Here is a 22258-nt window from a genome sequence, read left to right on the forward strand (position 1 = left end):
TCCGCGGAGGAGTTATCGAGCGCCAAGCGCCGGCTTCTCGCAAAGCGGATGGCTGGTCTGGGGCGCACACCAAGCGACTCTATCCAGCCACGCCCCGCCGGGTATCGCACACCTATATCTGTTGAGCAACATCGCATCTGGCTGCATACCGCGCTCGATCCTGAGTTGCCCATCTACAACGAGGCAATTACGATTCATCGTTACGGTCTCTTTGACCTTACCGTTCTGGAATCAAGCTTCAACCATGTACTCAAACGCCATGAGGCATGGCGCACGAGCTTTGATAGCCGAGAGGGTGATCTACTTCAGATCATCCATCCCGCATGGCATGTGACACTTCCCCTAACTGATCTGACCGGGTTTCCCGAAGACCAACGGGAGATCGAGGCATGTCGACTTGCCTCCGAAGATTCCGTACTGCCATTTGACCTTATAAATCCTCCGCTGTTCCGAGCGCGTGTTTTCCGCCTCTCTCAAAATGAGCACTGGCTGCAGTTGACGCTGCATCACATCATCTTCGATGGCGTATCTATCCATAGAACTTTTCTGCCTGAGCTTGGGGCAACCTACGCTGCTTTTATAGAAGGCAAGGAAGCCCCTGTGACGGTGCCAGTTCTGCAGTACGGGGATTACGCTGTCTGGCGTGAGAAACGGCTCTCAACGCCGGCTATAGAACAACACCTCGAATATTGGCGTGGTGAACTCGCAGGCAAGCTTCCCATTTTGCGGCTCCCGACCGATCGCCCCAGGCCTGCCGCCCTCAGCCACCGTGGTGCCATGGAGTGCTTCACGATCACGAAGGATTTGACCCACGCTCTCCGCAAGTTGAGCCGTGCGCATGGAGTGACTCTATACATCACATTGCTGGCTGCTCTAAAGACCCTTTTTTTTCGATATAGCGGCCAGGAAGATGTTATCGTCGGCGGCCTCGCCGATGGTCGCCGACGACCCGAACTAGAAAATGTGATGGGCTATTTTCTTGATACATTTGCGGTAAGGACAAGCCCCACCGCAGATCTTCCATTCTCGAAATATCTCGCTGCGGTTCGGCACTCTGTCTTTGGTGCGCTGGCTGCGGCCGACGTTCCCTTCAGCCGCGTCGTCCAGGCTCTCCAATCCTATCGCGACCATAGCCACCATCCAATTTTCCAGACATTTCTTTCAGTTCAACCACAAGCAGAAACGGTCATAGAAGGCTGGAGTGTCTCAAAGACAAACGTTGTGATCGGAGCAGCGAAGTTTGACTTGTACATCGAAGTCGAAGAACGCCCGGATCATATCGGCGTCCGACTGATGTACAGCACCGATCTTTTTGACAAAGCCACGATCCAACGCATGGAAAAGCATTGGGAGAAGCTACTCACTGCAATTACCGCGACGCCGGATTGCACGTTAGGTCAGTTCTCCTTCCTCACGGACGATGAACGCCATCAAATGCTCGTCACCTGGAATCAGCAGGAACGGTCGATTCCAGAGCTCGCACTTCACGAAGCGATTGAAGCTCAGGTGCGACGCACGCCGGACAGGCTTGCGGTTACCTTTGAAGATCAGTCTCTTAGCTACATGGAATTAGACCAACGGGCAGAGCGACTCGCTCAACACTTGGAAACAGCGGGTGCCGGACCAGGGCTCCTGGTCGCCATCTGCCTTGATCGGTCCCTTGACCTTTCCGTGGCTTTGTTTGCAGTCCTTAAAACCGGTGCTGGATACCTCCCACTTGATCCCGGAACACCCCAAGCTCGACGACAGCTTTGTCTTGATGATGCTCAGCCAAAGATAGTACTGACGCAGCGATCGTTGACAGCAGATCTGCCGCCAACCGATGCCGTCGTCCTGGTGTTGGAAGATCTCTTGGTTCAGCAGAGTACCGGTCCGGTCAAAGTAAGAGTACCGATCAACCTCGAAAGCGTTGCGTATGTGCTCCACACTTCCGGAAGCACTGGCCGGCCAAAAGGTGTCGAGATCTCACACCGTGCCATCGTGAATCTGCTCGAATCAATGCGGGAGAAGCCTGGTTTCACCGCTGATGACACGTTGCTTGCGCTCACCACAATTTCCTTTGATATTGCGGGTCTGGAATTGTTTCTGCCACTTATTTCAGGCGGCCACATCTTCCTTGTAAGTCGGACCGTGGCACTCGACCCGTATCTTCTCAGTAGCGCAATAGACGATTCCTCTTGCTCCGTCTTACAGGCGACTCCTGCTACATGGCGCAGTCTACTTGGCATAGGCTGGCGCGGCAAGCCTAAGTTGCGGGTTTTATGCGGCGGCGAGGCGATGACCCGCGACCTCGCGAACGACCTTCTTGCGCTAGGCTTAGAAGTATGGAATGTCTACGGACCCACTGAGACAACAATCTGGTCGACGATCCACAAAGTCACTCCTGGATTCGGTCCCGTGGCGGTGGGTCGCCCTATCGCTAACACGCATACGTTCATCCTCGATCAGCAAAACCAGATTGTACCTGTAGGTGTCACCGGCGAACTTTACATAGGTGGCTCTGGCTTGGCTAACGGCTATAGGGGGCAACCGCTATTAACTGCTGAAAAGTTTGTAGTAGATGTTGGCAGCATCAGCGAACGCCTATACAAGACAGGCGACAAAGCACTATACAGAGAAGATGGCAGGATAGAGATTCAAGGTCGAGCGGACAATCAAGTCAAGGTTCGCGGATACCGCATCGAACTTGAAGACGTAGAATCCTCGTTGTTAGCACATGTGCAGGTCGCTTCAGCAGCGGCCAAAGTATGGCCTGATCCATCGGGCGGCAATCGTCTCAGTGCGTACATTGTGGGCAAACAGGGCGCGACTCCAGCGATCAAGGATATTCGCGATTTCTTAAAGCTGCGAATACCGGAATACATGATTCCTACGGACATCGTCGTCCTTAACTCTCTACCGATTACCTCGAACGGCAAGGTCGATCGGAAGTCATTGCAACCTCCCGTAGTCATTTCGAACAATTCGACTACGAATGTACCGTCAACAGAGCAGGAACAAAGACTTGCTGCTATATGGATCGAACTCCTTGACATTCGATCTGTCAGCCTGGACGACAACTTTTTTGATCTGGGGGGGCATTCACTCCTGGTAGCACGGCTACAACAACGTATCCATGCCGCCTTCGGCCAAGCAATTTCCATGGCCGCAATCTTCCACTCTCCGACCATCGCCGACCAGGTCGCTTTATTAGAACCTGACGACGCCATCGACAGGTCCCGGCTTATCCCACTTCAGCCGAGGGGCACAAAGCCAAAGCTATTCTGGCTACAACCGCCCCCGCTGATACAAAATCTTGTTCGAAGCTTTGGACCTGACCAACCAATTTTTGGTGTCACAATTTCACCCGAGGATCTGCATGAACTTAGTGCCGAACCCTCTATCGAAGTATTTGCACAATGTTGTGTCGAAACTATCATTAAAGCTCAACAGGTCGGTCCCTACTATATTGGTGGATTATGTACCAGCGGAATCCTTGCCTATGAAGTAGCCGTTCAGCTTGAACTGGCAGGGCATACAGTAGCGTCGCTCGTAATGCTTGATGCGGAGAACCCCGTCTTCTATCGAAGAATCGAAACGTTGAGCATTGAACTGGCTAAGCTTCATTTTTATGGGCAGCGAACTCTGCGTCGAGGTGGGTTTACCATGTTTCTGCGACACATGCGGTCTCGCTTGATGCGCCTTATTAATTTGGAAAAGGCAGCAGCGACCGAAATGTCAGCAATCGAGGGTGCGATTCTAAGCGCCGCTTTCCGCTATAAACCTCCGACCTATGCAGGCAATGTGCTCCTGTTACTCCCACGAGATCGACCTTCGCGGGTTGACTATCTTCCAGGCTGGAAGACAGTTGCTACTTGTCTCACGTGTCTAGACGTCGACGGCCATCACGATGAGTTGCTTGATTCGAAGAATGCTGCAGTCATTGCTCAGGCACTGTCAGCACACTTCGAGAGAGTGCGGTCAGACGAGCTGGTAACACTCTGTGCCAGCTAAAGATCCAGATGACACTTTCGGTGGTGAACCGATTGTTGGGCCACGCTCAATGGCTGCGATTCCAATAGCAACTCTGGCATCGGCGCTGGTTGGGCTCTCTGATCACCCGCAAATCTTTCGTATCATAAGCAACATATCAGGTTGCGATCTGTGGTGTCTCAAACTGAGCGACGCATCAAAATGCCTACTATCAGATCCCCAGGCTTTGGCTATTCTGAGTCAATCCGAGCTGGCCCAGTTCGACAAGTTTCGCTATCACCGGGATAGACTTGCCTACTTTGCGAAACGTTTGCTGATACGGAATGTACTTTGTAAGTATGCAGTTGTAACCCCAGAAGCATGGAAATTTACAGCGAATGAACATGGTCTGCCCATGCTCTCAGCAGAGCACAAGGTGGATCATCTTCATTTCAATCTTTCTAGGACTACAGATTTGGCGGTCTGCGCCATCTCCAAACACGGCTCAATTGGGATTGATGTGGAAGACATTACAGGTCCAGACATCACAGAACTCTCGACCACGATTCTTAGCGTCAAAGAGCATAGAAAGCTTCAGCGACTACCGGCGAGAGAACGAGGCTTCGCGATGCTACGTTATTGGACTCTCAAAGAAGCATACGCAAAGTGTCGCGGTGTAGGTCTCAGCTTACCTATTTCGGAATCCTGCTTCGACTACGAGGACCCTGAGTCAGTTCACATGACTGTTCTGTCAGATTCTGACAAGAACGCAAACCCTTTGCGCTTTAATCAAGTCATACTGCTGAATCGATACCTAATAGCGGTGGCGCAACGTGTGGACTGTGCTTAGAGCCCAACTGGCAGGAGTTCTCTTGCAGTCTTTAAAGAAGCCGTAGAGAGATCTTTAGGAGTTCCCTGCGCAAGCGCCATCCCGATAGCAGTCCACACAACAAATCCGAATGCTCCTACAAAGATGGAGTTGAGGTAGAACTGGCAAAAGAACGCGATTATCACTGCGCGGATAGCAATAGCAAAGAGATCAGAGCTCCTTTTTTTCACGCGAAATAAGATCGTGAACCCTGCCACTATGATTCCTGCAAGATAGACAATCGAACCTGGAAAACCAAGCGAGTAGAGCGACTCCAGAATCGAACTGTCATGCGGTCCTATGCTTGCATCACCGCCTGTTGTTGTATGGTCGGTGTCGACGCTGCCCATACCCTCCCCCATAGGTTCGTCTAATAATTTTTCGAAGGCAACCACATGCCCTCCGACCCTCTCGTTATAGCTAACGTCCTTTTTGGGATCTGTGAAGGACTGCAGTCGCGTGGACACCATCACATCGAGGACAGGAAGCTGGGTTGCCACAAGGAGCAGGATGACACAAGTGAGTATTCCGGCAACCACCCGCACCCTTGCCTTGTTAGAAAGCTGAACGGTCAAGTAGAAGATGCCGAACACAAGCCCGATCCACGAGGAACGGCTGCTGGTAAGTATGAAAGCAAGAAATGCCACGGGGGCGGCAACGAATCGGATTCGGCTCTTCAAGGCAAACAGGATCAGCAGGCCCGCCATCAGATATGCTGCACACGTGGCAGGTGCATTCAGTGTGCTGAACACGCGGATCTGCAGTGCTTCTGGAACGCCGAAGGTACGTGCGTCGAGATCGATCATCCACTGACGATCCCAGAGTGGAAGAAAAAAGAACTGGTAAACACCGTAGGCGCCTAACCAAAGGGTTCCATATAGAAATGACCTCTGGATAACTTCCTGATACTCGACATAGCGGTCTCGCTCTGCATAAAGGAAGAAAGCGAAGAGGATTGGCACGAGCCAGTTCAAAACAGCTTGCATCACGGCGACTACTGGATATCGGGTGAAGCCCACGACCGTGCCGAAGAAAATTCCTGCGAGCGCACAGGAAAATGGCAGCAGAGCTGGCCGACTAAGCATCCTCACACGAGTAACCAACACATACCCGGACACAGCCGTTGCTAAAAATGAGGCCAGAAGGAGCGGACTCGATGGAACAAATCCTGCCCGATAGTCCACGATGCGCCGCAGAAATGGGCTTACAAACCATAACCAGAACACAAAGCCGATATAGATGGTGCGAGAACGAACGAACAAAAAAATCGCTAATGCAAAGGCCAGAGCTGGATATAGATAGCGGAGAGCAGACGGCATGACTGATCCGACTAGAACTACCGTGCCGACGAAGAGCACAAGGGCAGAGACACACTGCTTTTGCTTGCTTGATGTTTTCTGCTTGTGAGAACGGCTTGCTATCGTTCTCCTCTCAGCTGAGGTCTGGACGTTCGTCATGACAGACATCAGCGTGCTCGATTCGCAAACATCATCAGTTCTCGGATATCTCCGACGCGCGGAAGAACATCGGGGGGGCTGCACTTAAGAAACAGGCGAAAGCCTGTGTACAACAAAATAAATCGGGCGACCGTGGAGATCAGGAGTGCGGTTGCAGCACCAGCCACACCATAACGTGGAATGAAAAGCAGCATCAATGGAAGGCTCAACATCAGTCCTGACGCTTGCAGGATCGTGACAATTCCCGGGCGACCCATCGCCATGAACGCTTGTGCCATCACAAATACGCCACCTTGGATGACTACTTCCAATACCAGAATCCGAAGTGCTGCAATAGCTGACAGGTATTGCGATCCATACATCAAGCGAAGCAAAGTTGGACCGAGGAGACATACAACAACCCCAACGGTCGCTGTAATCATAGTTGTAACCCGAACACTCTTCCCGACCATGCCGACAATCTCAACAGGAGAGCGACCTGCCGCTTTGGGAAAAAGCACCATGACAACTGCACTTTGAAAAAGGAGAAGTGCTCTCGAGAGGCTTAATACAACGACGTATGATCCCATTGCCTGCGGACTGAGCAAGCCGACGACGAGCACTTGGTCAATGTTGAGCGCTAATGCTCCGAGTAGATCGATCCCGCAAGATCGTATGCCATAGCTCAATAGGGTTCGACAAGTTGCCAGGCTCACGGCGATGCGAGAAGTGGACACACGTCGTCTCCACAGAAAAGCCAGTATGGTGAACGAAGTTGGGAAGATAGCAATCGTATAAGCAATGCCTGCGGTGATTGGGGTGAGGTGATGCAAGGCCAGGAACAACAATAATCCGGCAAGTGTGGTGACCGGTATGAGCGTCTGCACCACATTAGACAACGAGAAGAGTTCTAATGCCTCGAGAGCAGCTTGGCCTGCAATCTGTATTGACCAAAAAGGCAGTGTAAGCAGAAAAATTTGAGCCCAGCGAATCGTCTGTGGTGGATACTGCCGCAACCAGTGAGGTAGAAAGAACACACCGGCACCAGCTGCCAATATGCCAAACAGGACGACCATGAGAAGACCATTCACGATCAGACTTGCACGCTCATTCTTCCGTTGTCTCAGGTGATAAATCAATGCACTCGGCGTTCCGACCGTAGTCGCTGTTGCAAGAAATACGGGCCACAGAAGCATTGCGGCTAGCTCACCACGCCCTGCCGGATGTAACGTCCTGGCTGTGAGAATGCCAGTGCTCACATTAAGAAAAAGGATGCCGACCCGATTGATGATCGAGTGCCCGACCGCGCGTACAGGGGCTTTGGCTGCCTCAAGAGTTGCTCGGGATACGATCGGATCATCTATTTCTACCGTGTTCATGTGTTTTCCAAAACCTTATCATCAGCCTCTACGGCGATGAGCTTAGCCCATGCATTTTCAACGAATGAGGTGATGCGCTCCTCGAATACACTACGATCGTACCCCTGCGCATGTTGCCGAATCGCCGCACCATCCCAAACTCGCGTTTCAAAATGATCTAACGCTTCGATCAGTGCATCCACATCCGGACGGTCGAAGAATGTTCCATTTACCCCTTCCACTACAGTCTCTGTCGCTCCTCCCGCCCGATATGCAATAACGGGGCGGCCAGCAGCATTGATCTCTAGTGGTGTGATTCCAAAATCCTCCTCCCCTGGAAAGAGGAGAGCCCGGCATCGTCGAGCGTGGTCGCAGACGTCTTCATTCGAAGCGCGCCCCAGAAAGGTGATTGTGGGACCAGCCATCGCTTCAAGCCTTGCCCGATCTGGCCCGTCTCCGATAACAACAAGACGTCGGTTGCTCTTCGTACACGCCTGAACAGCAAGGTCGAATCGCTTGTACGGTACGAGGCGCGAGAGAACAAGATAGAAATCTTCAGCATCATTGATAGGCTTACCGGCGGGTGGCGCAAAGCGTGCAGTATCTATGGGAGGCGGGATCACTGTTGCATGCACTCCGAATGCCTGAAACAGACGTTCGGCAACAACTGAAGAGTTCGCTATATAGATATCCGGATTAGCAGCGGCTCTAAGCTCCCACGACTTCAACCAACGCAGTGGGAAGTGCAACAAAGCTTTCTTTATGAAACTGTTCTTCTCACGAGACAAGTAGTCTTGAGTACGCCACACCCATCGCATCGGCGTATGGCAGTAACAGATATGGAGAGCATTTTGCCTACGGCGAACACCTTTGGCATAACCAAAACAACTCGTCACAATAAGATCAAATTCGGACAAGTCCACTCGATCGACAGCAAAAGGATAAAACAAAAAGTAAGCGCGGAAAAGCTTGGCGCGTGCGGGAAGCCATTGCATCCACGTGTTATGAATGTCTTCAGTGCGTAGATAGGGCGATAGCCGTTCCTCTGCCGATAGTGTCGAGAACATCTGCGTAGTTGGGAACCTCGCCTTCAGCACTCGATGCAACTCCTCAGCCACGAGTTCTGCACCTCCGTTCTGGGCGAAGTTGTCATGAAATACCGCGACCTTTAGATTTCCTGCCGCTCTTCGCTCTTGATCAGGAGTGAGCATCGGACCTCGCATTGAGTGGAGTACTTACAGTGACTAATGTGCTGGCACGGGGGAATTTCTTCCTCAGATAAGCCATATAGCCCACGCGAAATTGTTCTTGTGAGAAGCGGGGGCATACCGTCGATAACGCTGTTGAAGCAACGCGCCAGCGACCTGCCGGATCATCTATGACCTGAAGCAAACGTGTTGCAAGAGCAATCGGATCAGAAGGTGCTACGAGATACCCTGTCTCGTTATCAGTGATAATTTCGGGGATGCCACCAACCCGGGTCGCGAGCACTGGCGTTCCTGAGGACATTGCTTCGATCAGCACAAGACCAAAAGGTTCTACCAACGCATTAAGAACGAGTAAGTCGGCTGAACGAAGGACGTTCGGGACATCACTGCGAGGGCCTGTAAAGTGGACGCGATCTTCAATGCCGAGTCTGTGAGCTTGATCCCGGATCTCTGCAAGGTAGAGATCGTCTCTGTTGAATATCGGAGCCCCGACAACGGCAAGATGGGCACTGGGAACAGCTAGATATACATCCTTGAAGGCGTCAAGCAGTCCCGTTAATCCCTTCCGCGGATTGATCATACCGACTGCACAGATTAGAAAGTCCTCTCCTGTAAGTCCAAGTTCTTCCCGGAACATCGAAGCCGTTGTTGTCTTTACCGGATAACGCTCACGATTTATACCGTTGTAGAGAACTTCAGTTCTGTCCCCGAGGGGGAGGTTGCCACAGAATGCCAATGCAGTGGCATTGGAAACTGCAAGAAACATGCTGCGTTTCGAAAGATACGCCACACCTCGTATCAAACTACTGATTGGGTGCTTCGGCAGGTCATCATGCACATGCCAGATGATAGGAATTCCCAGACCAAGTGTTGCGATAGAGGCAACAAGACCAGCGCGAACTGAGTTAGCATGAAGGACTTCAGGAGCCACGGCTTTCACTGACGCCCGTAAGCCAAATGTCACAGCAGCGAAAGAGCGAAAATAATGCAATAACTTGCGAGGGCTCAACGTAAAGCGTGCTTCTAATATCCCAACCGGCACTGTCGGCACGCCGTTCGCGTGAAGTTGTGAGCGCAGCCCGCCTTCTATCGGACATGTTGCAAAAGGATCAAAGACGGATCGATCAAGCCCATCAAGGAGGTCGAGAAGCACTCGCTCAGCCCCGCTCATGAGTCCCGTGTGATTGTAGAAAAGGACTCTGATTCGATCCCTGGACGTCCGATCCTTTCTCACGATGCACCCCGCCCCTTCAGAACGGCAGGAACCGTCTTGAAGAGAATCTCCGCATCGAGCGCTAGAGACCAGTTGTCGATGTATTCGAGATCCAGCTCGATCCAGCGGTCAAAGTCTGTATTGCTACGACCTGTGACCTGCCATAAACAGGTGAGCCCTGGTTTGACTGAAAATCGACGCATCAACCATGCTTCCGAAAACCGGCTTACATCACGCGTTGGAAGTGGCCTCGGTCCGACCAGGGACATATCTCCGAGGAGTACATTGACGAGCTGCGGAAGCTCATCGATGGACATCTTCCGAATGAACCGTCCTATTGGTGTAATACGGGGATCATTTGCGATCTTGAACGCTGGCCCGGACGTTTCGTTCAAATGCTCAAGCTTTGCTTGGCGAGCTTCGGCATCAATTACCATCGATCTAAACTTCAACATATAGAAGGTTCGTTTATTCAGACCAAATCGCTCTTGCTTGAAGATAATTGGCCCTTTGCTAGTCAGCTTAACGGCGACAGCTGTCGCAAGCAGAAAGGGAGATAGCAGGATAAGCCCAAAGAATGATCCTGTGATGTCAATGACCCGCTTGAGGTGACGTCGGCTATCGCGGTGTACTGTCTCAAGCACCATACGACCAGTAGCTCGGCCCGTAGACCAGCGCTTCTTGGTAACACTGGTTCCGAAGTGATGCGTAAAATACTGAGACTGGATACCCAATTTTTCGCATGTCTCAATAGTTTCGCCAATGGTCTGATATTGCGACTTCATAGGAAGCGCGATAACAACTTCATCGATTACCTGGTGCATTAGGATATGTTCGAGTTGGTCGATTGTCCCTACAATCTCCTCACTCGAGACATAGCCGGCTTGAGGCTCTGAGTCGACATAACCGATCAGCTTGTAGTCCAGATCGCGGTTACTTTTCATCTCCTCATATACATCAATGGCGCGGCTGCCCGTCCCTACAATCAAGAGATTTCGCTTCTCGCGAAGATGGGGCCGAATCGAGCGATCGAAATACAGGAGCAACGCACGAGACATCATCATGAGCGTGAGGCAGAAGGCCCAGTAAGCAAAGGTGACGGAAACAATCTTTGTCTCGGGTTTTACAAGGATCTCGATACCGGCGACGAGCAGCGCACAGAGGGTGACACCAGCGACGCAGCGCAAAGCGTAACCGCTTAAGCTTTTAATACGCGCAAGGTTATAAAGTCCGACCCCACGCAGAAGCGTGCGCCAGGTAAGGATGCAAACTATGCCGATCAGCATATTTTTCAACGAGACTCTGAGCGCGAGAAATTCAGAGATCGTTCGATGGCTTTGCAGAAAATAACGAAGAACAACCGTCCCGAAAAACACGGCTGACAGGATCAACATGTCGGTCCACCGACATGCCCACCCGGTAATGCCGCGGAGACTGCGTGGAGCCCACACCTTATTAGTCATCGGGAAGGTGACAAGGAGCGGCGCTGTGGTTTCTTCAGAAACGCCGGACTCGGTAGCTTTTGGGAATGCAGTAATCATGGGCATTATCGGGTCACGTATGTCAAAGGGTCAAGATAGAGGCCAAGGTTGGTAGCCTTAACAAACCGGGCCACATTCTGGAGCTTGTTGCGCGGAACTAGAACAATGTCGCCTTGCTCAAGCACCATATCTCGTTCGAGATCTGAGCTTGCTTTCACCTTGTGAAGATTGAGCACAAGCACTTTTGCAAGATCGTTATTGACACGACGGAAGATAAGAACCTGCGACTCCTGTGCTGTTTCCTTGAAGCCACCCGCAAGCATGACTGCCTGCAAAGCAGTCGTGTGCTCGTAGAAGTCCATACGGCCCGGCTTGTCGACCTCGCCCGAAACAACGACGTATGGCCGCTCGAACTCTTTGAGAACAATGTTTATCTCTGGATTTTTCAAGCGCGCTGCGGCCTTCTGCGTCACCAGGTTGCGCACCTGTTCGAGGGTCAATCCGGAAACCTTTAGCTCGCCAATGATAGTGAGGTCCACGAATCCGTCGGGCTGGATAACTACCGTCTGGTTGAACTCTGGCGTATATCGATAATCAACTGTGAGTGAATCGCCATTCCGCAGGGTATAGCGTGGACGGCTATGGAGTTGGTCATCGCTGAAGCCTGGATGAGTGAAGCCAATTATGAATAATGCGAGTAGCAGAAATCGAAGTATTTTCAAGGGGGCCCTCATCAGATTTGCGTAATTGATCTACTTAGAGTCTCTTGTAGAGCCAACTTGGGATGTTGTAGGTTCGCTTGTTCAGGATGTGACCGATCAGTTTTCCACGGGCGAACTCAAGGCTCTTTTCCGCATGTTCAATCTGATCGACGCGGGTCTTATCCGCTTCGACAATCAGGATGATTCCGTTGACTAAGGAAGCTAAAGAAAGCACGTCGCCGGCCGAGTTCAATGCAGGGCAGTCAATGAGGACGTAGTCAAATGCAGAACGAAGCTGCTCGATGCAGTCGCGCCGAAACTCCCAATCGCCGCTCCACGACCTACCTTCGGTTTTCTCGACTGCGGGGTCGGTACCACCTACAAATTCATAGAGGTTCGCATCAATTTGCTGGCAGTGGTGTGCAATATCAGAGGGAGCACAACTGATCTCGTTGAGGTGGCGCGAACTTAGCCGCAGAATTCTCGTGTTGCCATCTCTGCTGAGGGTGTTGATCAAAGTCGTAACGGAGTGAGTTACGCCTTCGCCTGAGTTCGCCGAGGTCAGTGCGACGATGACGCCGCTCGCAGCGGTGGCTCGTAGATGTTGCAACGTAGCGTAGAGCATTCCATCGTGTGCCGTGCTGACATCAGTCGAAATCATGCTGGGTCTCTTTCTAAAGGTCGTATCGTTGCTGTTTCAGTCGAAGGCTCGGCTTTGACTTCGGGAGCTATCCTCATAAGCGAGCGCCCTTTTCCTGGAGCCTCAAGCTGGCAGCGCTTGAAGGATCGGTCACTGGATTTGGTGCCATCCGTACTTCGACGGTCGTCGGAAGTGGGGATCCTTCGATGAAAGGCACACTCGCCAGAACAGGAAATGCGCTAATAGACTCAAGTTCGGACGGTGATGCGATCGTGTCGCGTCCCATCTCCGAGAAGAAGACAACGCACACCGCACAGAACAGCGATGCAAAGGCTCCCATTGCGAGTGTCGAGGCGATCTTAGGATTCGATGGTGTTGCTGAGAATGTAGGACGTTCTGCGATAGCCACATTCACAAGTTGCTGCTGGTCCATCGCGTTTGCAATCTGAGCTTCGTTTCGCTTCTGGGTATAAAGCTGGTAATTACCTTGCAACTCTGTCACCTTTGCCTGCAGCGTATTGAAGTCGACAGTAGACGCCTCCGCAGCGATGAGCTGTGCCTGCAGTTGTCCAAGCTGATTCGCTTGATCCGACCGTCGCGCTTGGGCTGCACTCAATTCAATGGAGTTCTGCGAGGCAGCCGTATTGAGTTGCTGCCAGACAGGATTGACGTCTGTGCTCTTCTCAGACGCGTTCACTTCAGTTGCTACGCGGAGTGCCTCGGAGGTATTTGCGATCTGTTGATCGACCTCCTGCACCAGGCGGTCTGTAGGCAGGAATTTCGTGAGCAAGGTGGTCCGCTGGTTGCGATAGGTAGCAAGCATCGTTCCCAACTGCTCCATCGCAAGAATATTAGGCACGGATTTCTGCTGCGTGATCTCGCGTTGCTGCAGGCCCAGTAGTTGCTGTTTGCCACTTGTCAACCGATTGCTCAGTTCGCCGATTTGCACCTCGGTCGTTCGCAGTTGCTGCTCCAGGTCAACGATTTGTTGTTCAAGAGCCGCCTCTTTATCCGGCAAGGAAACAATTTTGTGGCCTTGCTGATACGCAGCAAGCTCGCGCTCTGCAGAGTCGAGTTCCTGCTTATAGCGATCCTGCTCTCCGCTGAAAAAGCTGGATGCTCCACTAGAACGCTCTAGTTCATGCTGCTTCAGCAAAAATGCTTCCAAGAGTTTCTCTACCGTCCGTGTTGCCACCTGCGGATCGCCTGTGTCGTATGCAACATGGATGACGTCAGATTTGCGAAGAAGCTCGATGGACAGATGCTTCGTAAGCTTGGTGACCGCCTTCTCATGCTGCTTGATCTGCGCCGCGGTTCGGCTGTTCGTCGTCGAAGAGCTCCAGGTCGGATCGACGACGCGGTCGGCTACGTCGCGGCTGCGCAGAACCTCAATCTCTGAATTGATTCGCTCTTCCGTCACGTCTGACTGCGGGATTGATCCGTTCGTCCGCTCAGGAGTGATCTGGTAGTCCGGTCGGGCGTTGCGCACAAGGATGTTCATCTCCGAGCGATACTGCCGGGGAGCGAATAGCACATAGAGAACAACGAGGCCCATGACAATCGCTAATGTATTGACAAGCCGCGACTTGTACCGAAAGAGTGACTCAAAAACCGCCCGCGATGTCGTGCTTGACGTGTTTGAGTTCGAGTTCGTTTCCATAGATGTCTACTCTCTTCGCCCGCAAAGTAGCGGCATTCTGCACTAACTGCTTCGAGCAGCCTCAGACGAATTGCATAAGTCTTTTTGCTCGCAGAGCCGCGATGCCGAAATGGATCTTCTCGGCTCGTAAACTAACGTTCTTCGCGATCTCACACTTTAAAACTTTGGTTTAGTCGTTCTCAGTAGCAGAGACGCAAGCTGGAATGAATTGGATTTACGTGGCCAAAAATTACTTGTTAATTGGAAATAATTTACGACATGTGCATTTTAGTAATCAATTTCTTTGCACTTCGGTTAGTATCTGACCTAGGTAACGTTACCTCGGCGTTACATTAGTAATTTCATGCATGTATGAAGTTGTCAACGACAAAATCATTTTTGAGGGGTGCTCTATGTTCCACATCTATCGCGGATCGCAGTACATTTTGGCAATGCTCCTCACATTCCTCTCGGTCTGCCCCCTGGTGGCCACCACGTATTACGTAGACTCCATGGCCGGTCTTGATTCAAATCCCGGCACGAGCCAGGGCGCACCGTGGCAGACCATCGCCAAGGTGAACGGAGTAAGCCTGAACCCTGGCGACTCCGTTCTCCTTGCGACCGGATCGGTGTGGCACGAGCAACTGACCGTGACTCGCAGCGGCTCTACATCAGCGCCGATCACCTTCGGCGCCTATGGCAGCAAGCAGCAACCGATCCTCGATGGAGCCGATCAGGTATCTGGCTGGAATCTTGTCTCTGGTAATACCTACTGCGCCGTCTTCCATGGAACTGCCTACAAGGCGTATACAGACGCCACCTACCAGCAGACCGGTGCTGTCAATCGGGTTGCATCCCTGGATGCGGTACAGGCGACTCCTGGCAGCTTGTACTCCGATGGAGACTACGTTTATCTGCATCTCAGCGACGAAAGCAGCCCGAACGATCACACCATCGAAGTGAGCGGCGCTCGGCTTTACAACATCCTCGCTACCAGTCAGAACCACCTTGTCTTTTCCGGCCTGGAGTTGATTCGCGCGGCGCGCTCAGGCTTTCTGGGAAACTCGACTGTCGACAATTCGAGTGGCACGTTCACCAATGAATACATAAGTCTCACTGGAATGACCGTCTTCAACTGGGGCAACTCCTTTATGGATGTTGGACCCGATGGAGGCTTTGCTGGCATCTACGGCTATGGTCTGTCGATGTCTACGCAGAGTCCCCAGCGCGGATGGAGCGTGACAAAAAGTTATTGCGGCATTGGCGATGTCGCTCCGGTTCTCACCTACCACGTAAGTTGCATCGACATCGAAGGCACCATCGCGGCACTTATCGACCACAACACCATCGCTTCGATCAACTCTCTTGGCATCTCCGCATCGGCTTATTACAACGGCGATCCCTGCTCCTCACCAACCATCAGCAACAATGACATCTCGATGAGCCAGGGAAACATTCGTGTAGCAGGCTGCCCGAATGCAATCGTCTCCCACAACACCATCCACGATTCGAACGGTTATGGAATTAACCTCGACGGCGATGAAGACGCGAACCATCCCGAGTATTCGACGAATGCCCATCTCCTCACGAACACCATCACAAACCTTGCGCCAAGCCATGACGGAACTCTGTACAACGGTATCGATTGCAACAAGGGTTCAAGCGGTGGCACGGCCGACGGCAACATCATTCGTCAGGTTTCGGGGAACAGCCTGACGCTTGAGGGAGACACCTTTGTACCAAACACTAGTGGCCAACCGTGTTCAGGCTGGACCCTCAGCAACAACACACTCGATGCGAGCCAGAACCTGACGGTCACAGGCGGAGCACCAGGACGCACCGGGCCGGTCTACATACGCGACATCGCTATACAGGGCCTGAAGTTGAAGAACAACACCTACATCCTCAATACCAACTATGCGAACGGAATGACCTACGGCTTTACCAACGCAGGTGACCTGTCTCACGATCTGACACTTGCGGCGTTCAATGCCGTAGCCCCAAACGGCGGCGGCGGCGCATCGCACTAACCCGGCGACACAAGTTGAAGACTATCTCAACGTGATTTCAATCCAACAGAGACACGGAACGTATTCACATCAGGGTAACCCTCAATGCAGATACACCCCACCCATACCGCAACGACTTCCATAAGTTCACGCCGTCACATGAAGAGAGTCGCAACCCCGATGGCTCTGATGCTCATACCGTTCCTGCTTCTTGGTTGCGGCTCCGGTTATAAATCAGTAAAGTCCGTACAAATCCAGCTTGCCATCTACACTCCGCTCTGCATGGAGGTTGCGGGCGGCAGCACGGCGGAGGGTGCCGTGGTTCAAACCTACCCTTGTCTCGACAACCAACCAAGACAACAGTGGACGCTTACACCAGTTGACGACAAGGGCAACTACAACGTGGTCAATCTCAACAGCAGCCAGTGTATGAGTGTGAGTAATGCTGACCCTGACCTAAGCACACCTATCGTTCAGGCTCCCTGCTACGTTCCTGCAATCTCAAGCCAGATGTGGAGCCTTTATCCCGCCCCAGCTCCGCGCATCGGCTATAACTTGTTGTCTTCCCTGAACAAGCTATGCCTGGATGTACCAGAAGGCGAGACAGTGGGCGAGACGCAACTACAGGTGTACACCTGCACCATAGGAGACCCGGCACAAGGGTATGTCTTTAAATCAGTTAATTAGAACGCTGTAAATCCTCCCGGCTGATGTATCGAAGATGCCTTGGGGGAACGGCTAGTAAGTCACTTCTACTGATCTCACACCCTTGCAACATCCAAGCATTTATCGGCTGTCAAACGCTAGCTTTCAAGATCGCCTGCGTTCAGCGGTTCGTGCCACGCATCACCAGCGGTGAAGCTCCTACTCCACGTGTCACAGGCAACTCGCAGCTTCTCAAGAGTTGCTTTGTGCGCCGGTTCCAAGGCGAGGTTCCTGACTTCGTGTGGATCATTGTGGAGGTCGTACACTTCTTCAAAGGGCACTGCGTTATCCGTGTACTGGATGTACTTCCAGTGCAGCGAGCGAACCGCACGGCTGGATGGAATCAGTCCGTGATCGGGGAAGTTGTGTTCGACATACCAGGCCCGCTGCGTTTGAGGCACGGCGCCATTCATGGACGCGACCAGGCTGCGCCCTTGCGTTCCATCGGGCGGCGTTAGTCCTGCAAGTTGCAGCAACGTGGGCTGCAGATCAAGGTTCAACGAAGGCTCACTCACGCGTGCTCCCTTGCGCCTCGCGGGAAGTCTGGGGTCATACACGATCAGCGGAATTCTTGTCGGCTCTTCATGCGCGTACCATTTACCCGCCAGGCCGTGTTCCCCGTGATACACGCCATGATCGGCGGAGTACACGATCACTGTGTTGTCCACCAGCCCCTGCGTTGCAAGTTCTTTGCGTAATGCACCGATGGCGTCGTCGATGCCGCTGATTAACGCGTAGTAGCCCTTCATCGTCTCCTCGCGTAACTTCGCCGTGGTGTAGCGCGTGCTCCAGCGGCGACGGCTCTCAGAGCGTTGAATCGCAAGCGGAAAACGCTCAATATCTGACTCCGATGCGCCCAGGGGAAGCGGCGGACTCGTGCCTGCATATCGCGCATAGGTGGCTGCGGAGGGCAGATAGGTGCGGGGATCTTCGTCCTGCTCGTGCGGAGCCTTAAAGGAAACAGACAGGCAAAAAGGTTTGTGGCGCGGCGCCTGCTGTACGAAGTCCACTACCTGACCCGCCATGATGTCTGTTAGATGAGGCCCCGGCTCGCCCTGCGGAAAGTACTGTCCCTGCCCTCCGAAACCCTTCCAGACATCGAACGCATCGGATGGCATGGTGGAGCCAACGCCAAATTTGCCCACAAATCCGGTGTAGTAGCCGCTGCGGCGCATCTGCCCGAAGTAGGAACGCTGCACCTGGGCCGCGCTGAGAGGCTTGCTGAAATCGTTGATGCCATGCGTCGCGGCATATTGGCCAGTCATGATGCTCGCGCGTGAAACGCAACAGATGGGTGTGGTACAGAAGTGGTTCTCGAAACGCAGGCCCTCGGCCGCCATCGCATCCAGGTGGGGTGTCTTAACGTAACGATTGCCGGCACAGCCTAATGCATCTGCACGATGATCGTCACCAAGCAACAGGATAATGTTAGGACGGCTGACCGCCTTTGCCTGGGCCGCAGCAGCAAGACTACCTGAAGCGGTGAGACCCATCAGCTCCACGAATTCGCGACGCGTCATGCTTTTACCTCAGTCAGAGTGATGGATCGATATTGCCGGAACTACCAACCCGCGCTCGTTCTACAGAAGAACACCTCTAGACTAACCGCGCACACGACAGTGCAGGCGCATCAGTGAGAACCATCCAGCCGATCATTAATGTTGCGAGCACAATTTTGTCTACGTTGCGTACTGACGGTGGTACAGTTCCGCTGTACCTGGATATGGCATCGTCGTGGCTATCCACTCTGTTGTAGTCGCAGCGCGGCAGGCATCGCTATTGCCGGTAACTACCTTGGCTTCAACTCCGGTTCTCGCATATTCTTTGACATACCATAGCTGACTCCAGAACCCTCAATAGTCAACTATCTGAGCCCTTCGAAGATCGACAGATAAATTACCAACTGCCAAACACCGACCGAGCGAATCGAATGATACTGATTAATCTGTCACAGAGGCACGAATCCGCGATCCGTCACTAAGTTTACTCATGCAGGAGCAGCACATGAGTGGCAGCCGCCAAAGGTACCGCCGGACAATTTCGCTGGTCCAGTCAATCGCACGCCACAAAGGAGGTCCGCTATGGCAAGCCGCCACATGCCCGTTCGCCCCAACCTCGAACACCTGAGGCATCAGGCCAACGATCTGTTGCGAGCGTTTCAACGTGACGAGTCCGAAGCGATTGCGGAGTTTCGCGAATACAATCCAGCGACCGGGCCCCTCACTGCTGAACTCACGGATGCTCAGTTTGTCCTTGCGCGAAGTTATGGCCTCTCCGACTGGCCGCGTCTGGTGACTGCGTGCCACATAACGGACGCGATCTGGCGAGGCGACGTGGAAGCGGTCCGGACACTGGTCCTGCACGACCCACGGCTGCTCGTTGAAGATGCACGTGGCGTCGAGGGGAACTGGGGACCGCCGATGTCCTACGCAGCGAACCTTGGTCAGGATGCCATCATCGAAATGTTGTCTTCCCTCGGAGCGCAGGATTGGCAGCATGCCTTTGGACGCGCCTGCCTGCAAGGCCACGTCGAGACCGCACGCCGTCTCCATGCTCTGATCGACAATCCACGCCCGTTGCACGAGTCGCTGGATGGCCCGGCGTACACTTTAAACGTGTCCGGAACAGAGCTACTGTTTCAGCTGGGAGCACGTGCCACCGACGAAGCTGGAAACCGACTCGCACCTGTTGCCACGGTCCTTGAAACGGATAGCCGCAATCCCGTCGCCAAGCATCGCATTCTGGAACTCTACGAGGAACACGGTCTCCGACTGCCAGACACGCCAACGATGGCGCTTCAACGCGGGCGTATCGATCTTCTGGAACAGCATCTACAGCACGACCCACGATTGCTGAGCCGCACATTTCCATTCGCGGACATCTATCCCCCGGAGTTGGGATGCAGCGATGAGGTTGGAGCAACCTACGGCACGCCGCTGGCTGGAGCAACGTTACTCCATATGTGCGCTGACTATGGCGAGATCGAAATTGCCAGGTGGTTGCTCCTCCAGGGCATGCAAGCGGATACGCAGGCCGAGGTAGATACCGATGAGTTCGGAGGACACACGCCGCTGTTTTCCACGATCGTCTCTCAAGCCAACTTCCGGATGAATCACAACGAAGAGCCTCCTGAAGCTCCGCTCACCCGACTACTTCTGGAGCATGGAGCGAACCCAAATGCTCGTGCCTCGCTGCGTAAGCAGCTTCATCCCGGCTACGGAATCGATGGCCTGCATGTCTATCGAAATGTGACGCCTATCGGATGGGGAGAGGAATTTGTATTTCAGAAGCTGGTGAACCGGGCTGGCATGCGCCTTATCGCCGAGTATGGCGGTCAGCGTCGGTAGTCCTCGGCCACGCGCTCGGTTGTCGAATCGGCACCTGTTCTACCGATCTCTCGAAGTCGGCTTTTCGGCAATCTTGACGTTTCCGCTGTTGCATCCTTTCGAAGTCATCTACGACGCCGTTTAAGGGAGCGAATAAAGCGGTGGCCTTGGTTTGAGCAGACGACGACGCGAGAGGGAAAATTGGCTGTTATGGTTGGCTTCCTCTTGCATCGCTCACTGAGCTTGTAAGTGTAAGTGACAACAAACGTTTGGGCTGGCATAGAAACAGGCTCAGGTCCTAAGGTTTGATTCTGCCGCCCGAAAAAGCATCGGATTCCCACTCACAAGCTGCGAAGTCGGGTTCGGCAACTTCGGTTCCGTTGTTTTCAAAACGACCTTCTAAAGGGAAAGACCCTGGCTTGCTTGGAAATTATTCCGAGAAGCCGACTTCACCTAAAGAATCTCAGAACTGGACCTAAGGCACCTTGTCGGCGGGTAGCTATTGCAGCTTATCCGTTTCCCCTCTTGGAAGACTGAAAAGATTCACAAGCACCCTCACACGCTCTCTCTGACGGTTGGGCGGAAATCGCTTAGTTCTTGTAAGCTCGGCGATACCGTGTAGACTCGCCCAAAACAGCTCAGAGAGAACCTCTGGCTTCGGACGATGCCCCTGAAACAACTCGAGGAACTGGGAGAAAGCGAATCGCAGTTCTTGCGGAGTAGCCACGTCGTCGAACGGCACGCTCAGATTGAGCGAAAACATCGCTTCATACAGTGCAGGTGAGGCTGCGGCGAACCCTAGGTATCCGACCGCGACCGACTCGACCATGGACCCACGCTTCTCCCGCTTCCGAATCTGTTCCAGAGCCAGGCCCAACTCCTGGAAGCCCTCGATCGCAACCGCGGCGAGAATTCCTTCGCGGCTTCCAAAGTGTGCGTACAAGACAGGTTGGCTATAGGAGATCTCGTCCGATAGCCGTCGAACGGTAACGTTGGGCCACCCCTCAAGCTCCGCGATGCGTCGAGCGGCACTGATGATCTGTGACCGGCGTGCTTGTCTGTCCCGTACTTTTCGTTCCGCAATGCGGTTAGTTGCCAGCTTGGTCGCCATCACAAAATTATAGCGTTGCTATAAATATTATTTTGAATATATGAATCTGGCGCAACCCACACCTCATCGTATGTAGCGTTGCTATATTTTATAACAAAAATAAAAATACCAAGAATTTGTTCGCCAGCCCGACAGGAGCCCTTCATGCACATAGTCAACGCGATCACCCTCTTCGTAGTTCTTACTCTGGTAGGCGTCGAGTTCTCTGTAGCGGCATTCGTAAATCCCGCTGCGTGGCGGCTCGAACTCGAATCGCAGTTGAAGATCCTCAGCCGTTTTGCTCTCGTACTTGGAAAGGTGATGCCGGTCTGGTACCCGGTCTCCACCATACTTCTTGTTGCTCAGACCTGGCTCGATTGGTACACGCCTAGGCGCTCAATCCTGTTAGCATCGACCGCAATCTGGATTCTTACCTCGGTGGCATCGATCCTTTTCCTTGTTCCGCTTAACAGCCGCATCGCAGAAGGCGCTGCTGATTGGCAGGAGATACACAAGATCTGGGACCGTAGACACCGCGTGCGTGTTGCCGCTCTCGCGATCGCAGCCGTCCTGCTCGCATACGTCATAGCGCGTTAAGTAGGCACTCAATTGATAGGCCTTCCGGGAAGCGCC

The 22258-nt window shown here is 53.0% G+C and carries 16 protein-coding genes; 6 read left to right on the plus strand and 10 right to left on the minus strand.

Features of this window, described 5'->3' with window-relative positions:
- Positions 1 to 48: 48 nt before the first annotated feature.
- Positions 49 to 3993, plus strand: coding sequence for a non-ribosomal peptide synthetase (locus tag OHL20_RS06890; RefSeq protein ID WP_263384962.1), 3945 nt, complete (start codon positions 49 to 51; stop codon positions 3991 to 3993).
- Positions 3983 to 4801 (plus strand): 4'-phosphopantetheinyl transferase family protein, encoded by an 819-nt coding sequence (locus OHL20_RS06895; RefSeq protein WP_263382462.1) that lies wholly within the window; start codon positions 3983 to 3985, stop codon positions 4799 to 4801. Before OHL20_RS06890 ends, OHL20_RS06895 begins: the two co-directional genes overlap by 11 nt.
- On the opposite strand, the gene OHL20_RS06900 is transcribed toward OHL20_RS06895, so the two are convergent.
- The 8 genes from OHL20_RS06900 to OHL20_RS06935 all read right to left on the minus strand — a co-directional run bounded on the left by OHL20_RS06900 (position 4798) and on the right by OHL20_RS06935 (position 14516).
- Positions 4798 to 6138, minus strand: coding sequence for an O-antigen ligase family protein (locus OHL20_RS06900; protein ID WP_263382463.1), 1341 nt, complete (start codon positions 6136 to 6138; stop codon positions 4798 to 4800). The two genes, OHL20_RS06895 and OHL20_RS06900, sit on opposite strands and share 4 nt — an antisense overlap.
- A 146-nt stretch (positions 6139 to 6284) precedes the next feature.
- Positions 6285 to 7634: an oligosaccharide flippase family protein gene (locus tag OHL20_RS06905; RefSeq protein WP_263382464.1), complete on the minus strand. Its 1350-nt coding sequence runs from the start codon at positions 7632 to 7634 to the stop codon at positions 6285 to 6287.
- Positions 7631 to 8824 (minus strand): glycosyltransferase, encoded by a 1194-nt coding sequence (locus OHL20_RS06910; protein WP_263382465.1) that lies wholly within the window; start codon positions 8822 to 8824, stop codon positions 7631 to 7633. Before OHL20_RS06910 ends, OHL20_RS06905 begins: the two co-directional genes overlap by 4 nt.
- The gene (locus OHL20_RS06915; protein WP_263382466.1) at positions 8811 to 9992 is read right to left on the minus strand and encodes a glycosyltransferase family 4 protein; all 1182 of its coding nucleotides are present in this window, start codon (positions 9990 to 9992) and stop codon (positions 8811 to 8813) included. The genes OHL20_RS06910 and OHL20_RS06915 overlap by 14 nt, the downstream gene beginning before the upstream one ends.
- 59 nt (positions 9993 to 10051) lie before the next feature.
- Complete coding sequence (locus OHL20_RS06920) at positions 10052 to 11575, minus strand: sugar transferase (RefSeq protein WP_263382467.1); 1524 nt, start codon at positions 11573 to 11575, stop codon at positions 10052 to 10054.
- 5 nt (positions 11576 to 11580) lie between these two features.
- On the minus strand, positions 11581 to 12237 hold the full coding sequence (locus tag OHL20_RS06925; protein WP_263382468.1) for a polysaccharide biosynthesis/export family protein: 657 nt from the start codon (positions 12235 to 12237) through the stop codon (positions 11581 to 11583).
- Between the two features lie 34 nt (positions 12238 to 12271).
- A complete protein-coding gene (locus OHL20_RS06930; RefSeq protein WP_263382469.1) occupies positions 12272 to 12877 on the minus strand; it encodes a P-loop NTPase family protein in 606 nt (201 codons plus the stop codon).
- A gap of 73 nt (positions 12878 to 12950) precedes the next feature.
- Positions 12951 to 14516 (minus strand): GumC family protein, encoded by a 1566-nt coding sequence (locus tag OHL20_RS06935; protein WP_263382470.1) that lies wholly within the window; start codon positions 14514 to 14516, stop codon positions 12951 to 12953.
- A 392-nt stretch (positions 14517 to 14908) separates the two neighbouring features.
- Here OHL20_RS06935 and OHL20_RS06940 point away from each other — a divergent pair, with 392 nt between their 5' ends.
- Positions 14909 to 16525, plus strand: coding sequence for a right-handed parallel beta-helix repeat-containing protein (locus tag OHL20_RS06940; RefSeq protein WP_263382471.1), 1617 nt, complete (start codon positions 14909 to 14911; stop codon positions 16523 to 16525).
- A gap of 159 nt (positions 16526 to 16684) precedes the next feature.
- Positions 16685 to 17191 carry an RICIN domain-containing protein gene (locus tag OHL20_RS06945; protein WP_263382472.1) on the plus strand — a complete coding sequence of 169 codons (507 nt, stop codon included), beginning with the start codon at positions 16685 to 16687 and terminating at the stop codon, positions 17189 to 17191.
- Between the two features lie 116 nt (positions 17192 to 17307).
- Here OHL20_RS06945 and OHL20_RS06950 read toward each other — a convergent pair whose 3' ends face one another.
- The gene (locus OHL20_RS06950) at positions 17308 to 18729 is read right to left on the minus strand and encodes a sulfatase family protein (protein ID WP_263382473.1); all 1422 of its coding nucleotides are present in this window, start codon (positions 18727 to 18729) and stop codon (positions 17308 to 17310) included.
- Between the two features lie 561 nt (positions 18730 to 19290).
- On the opposite strand from OHL20_RS06950, the gene OHL20_RS06955 reads away from it, so the two are divergent.
- A complete protein-coding gene (locus OHL20_RS06955; protein WP_263382474.1) occupies positions 19291 to 20556 on the plus strand; it encodes an ankyrin repeat domain-containing protein in 1266 nt (421 codons plus the stop codon).
- A 478-nt stretch (positions 20557 to 21034) separates the two neighbouring features.
- Here the strand turns inward: OHL20_RS06955 and OHL20_RS06960 are convergent, their stop codons facing one another.
- The gene (locus OHL20_RS06960; protein ID WP_263382475.1) at positions 21035 to 21646 is read right to left on the minus strand and encodes a TetR/AcrR family transcriptional regulator; all 612 of its coding nucleotides are present in this window, start codon (positions 21644 to 21646) and stop codon (positions 21035 to 21037) included.
- Positions 21647 to 21790: 144 nt separating this feature from the next.
- Between OHL20_RS06960 and OHL20_RS06965 the strand changes: the two genes are divergently transcribed.
- Positions 21791 to 22222: a DUF1772 domain-containing protein gene (locus tag OHL20_RS06965; protein ID WP_263382476.1), complete on the plus strand. Its 432-nt coding sequence runs from the start codon at positions 21791 to 21793 to the stop codon at positions 22220 to 22222.
- Positions 22223 to 22258 lie beyond the last annotated feature (36 nt).

The sequence above is a fragment of the Granulicella arctica genome (genome assembly GCF_025685605.1).
GTDB lineage: Bacteria > Acidobacteriota > Terriglobia > Terriglobales > Acidobacteriaceae > Edaphobacter > Edaphobacter arcticus.

What these genes read in the sequence shown, in the direction of transcription:
- OHL20_RS06890 (WP_263384962.1), top strand. Translation starts at nt 49, where the DNA reads ATGGCTGGTCTGGGGCGCACACCAAGCGACTCTATCCAGCCACGCCCC.
- OHL20_RS06900 (WP_263382463.1), bottom strand. Translation starts at nt 6,138, where the DNA reads ATGCCGTCTGCTCTCCGCTATCTATATCCAGCTCTGGCCTTTGCATTA.
- OHL20_RS06905 (WP_263382464.1), bottom strand. Translation starts at nt 7,634, where the DNA reads ATGAACACGGTAGAAATAGATGATCCGATCGTATCCCGAGCAACTCTT.
- OHL20_RS06910 (WP_263382465.1), bottom strand. Translation starts at nt 8,824, where the DNA reads ATGCTCACTCCTGATCAAGAGCGAAGAGCGGCAGGAAATCTAAAGGTC.
- OHL20_RS06915 (WP_263382466.1), bottom strand. Translation starts at nt 9,992, where the DNA reads ATGAGCGGGGCTGAGCGAGTGCTTCTCGACCTCCTTGATGGGCTTGAT.
- OHL20_RS06920 (WP_263382467.1), bottom strand. Translation starts at nt 11,575, where the DNA reads ATGATTACTGCATTCCCAAAAGCTACCGAGTCCGGCGTTTCTGAAGAA.
- OHL20_RS06930 (WP_263382469.1), bottom strand. Translation starts at nt 12,877, where the DNA reads ATGATTTCGACTGATGTCAGCACGGCACACGATGGAATGCTCTACGCT.
- OHL20_RS06935 (WP_263382470.1), bottom strand. Translation starts at nt 14,516, where the DNA reads ATGGAAACGAACTCGAACTCAAACACGTCAAGCACGACATCGCGGGCG.
- OHL20_RS06940 (WP_263382471.1), top strand. Translation starts at nt 14,909, where the DNA reads ATGTTCCACATCTATCGCGGATCGCAGTACATTTTGGCAATGCTCCTC.
- OHL20_RS06945 (WP_263382472.1), top strand. Translation starts at nt 16,685, where the DNA reads ATGGCTCTGATGCTCATACCGTTCCTGCTTCTTGGTTGCGGCTCCGGT.
- OHL20_RS06950 (WP_263382473.1), bottom strand. Translation starts at nt 18,729, where the DNA reads ATGACGCGTCGCGAATTCGTGGAGCTGATGGGTCTCACCGCTTCAGGT.
- OHL20_RS06955 (WP_263382474.1), top strand. Translation starts at nt 19,291, where the DNA reads ATGGCAAGCCGCCACATGCCCGTTCGCCCCAACCTCGAACACCTGAGG.
- OHL20_RS06960 (WP_263382475.1), bottom strand. Translation starts at nt 21,646, where the DNA reads ATGGCGACCAAGCTGGCAACTAACCGCATTGCGGAACGAAAAGTACGG.
- OHL20_RS06965 (WP_263382476.1), top strand. Translation starts at nt 21,791, where the DNA reads ATGCACATAGTCAACGCGATCACCCTCTTCGTAGTTCTTACTCTGGTA.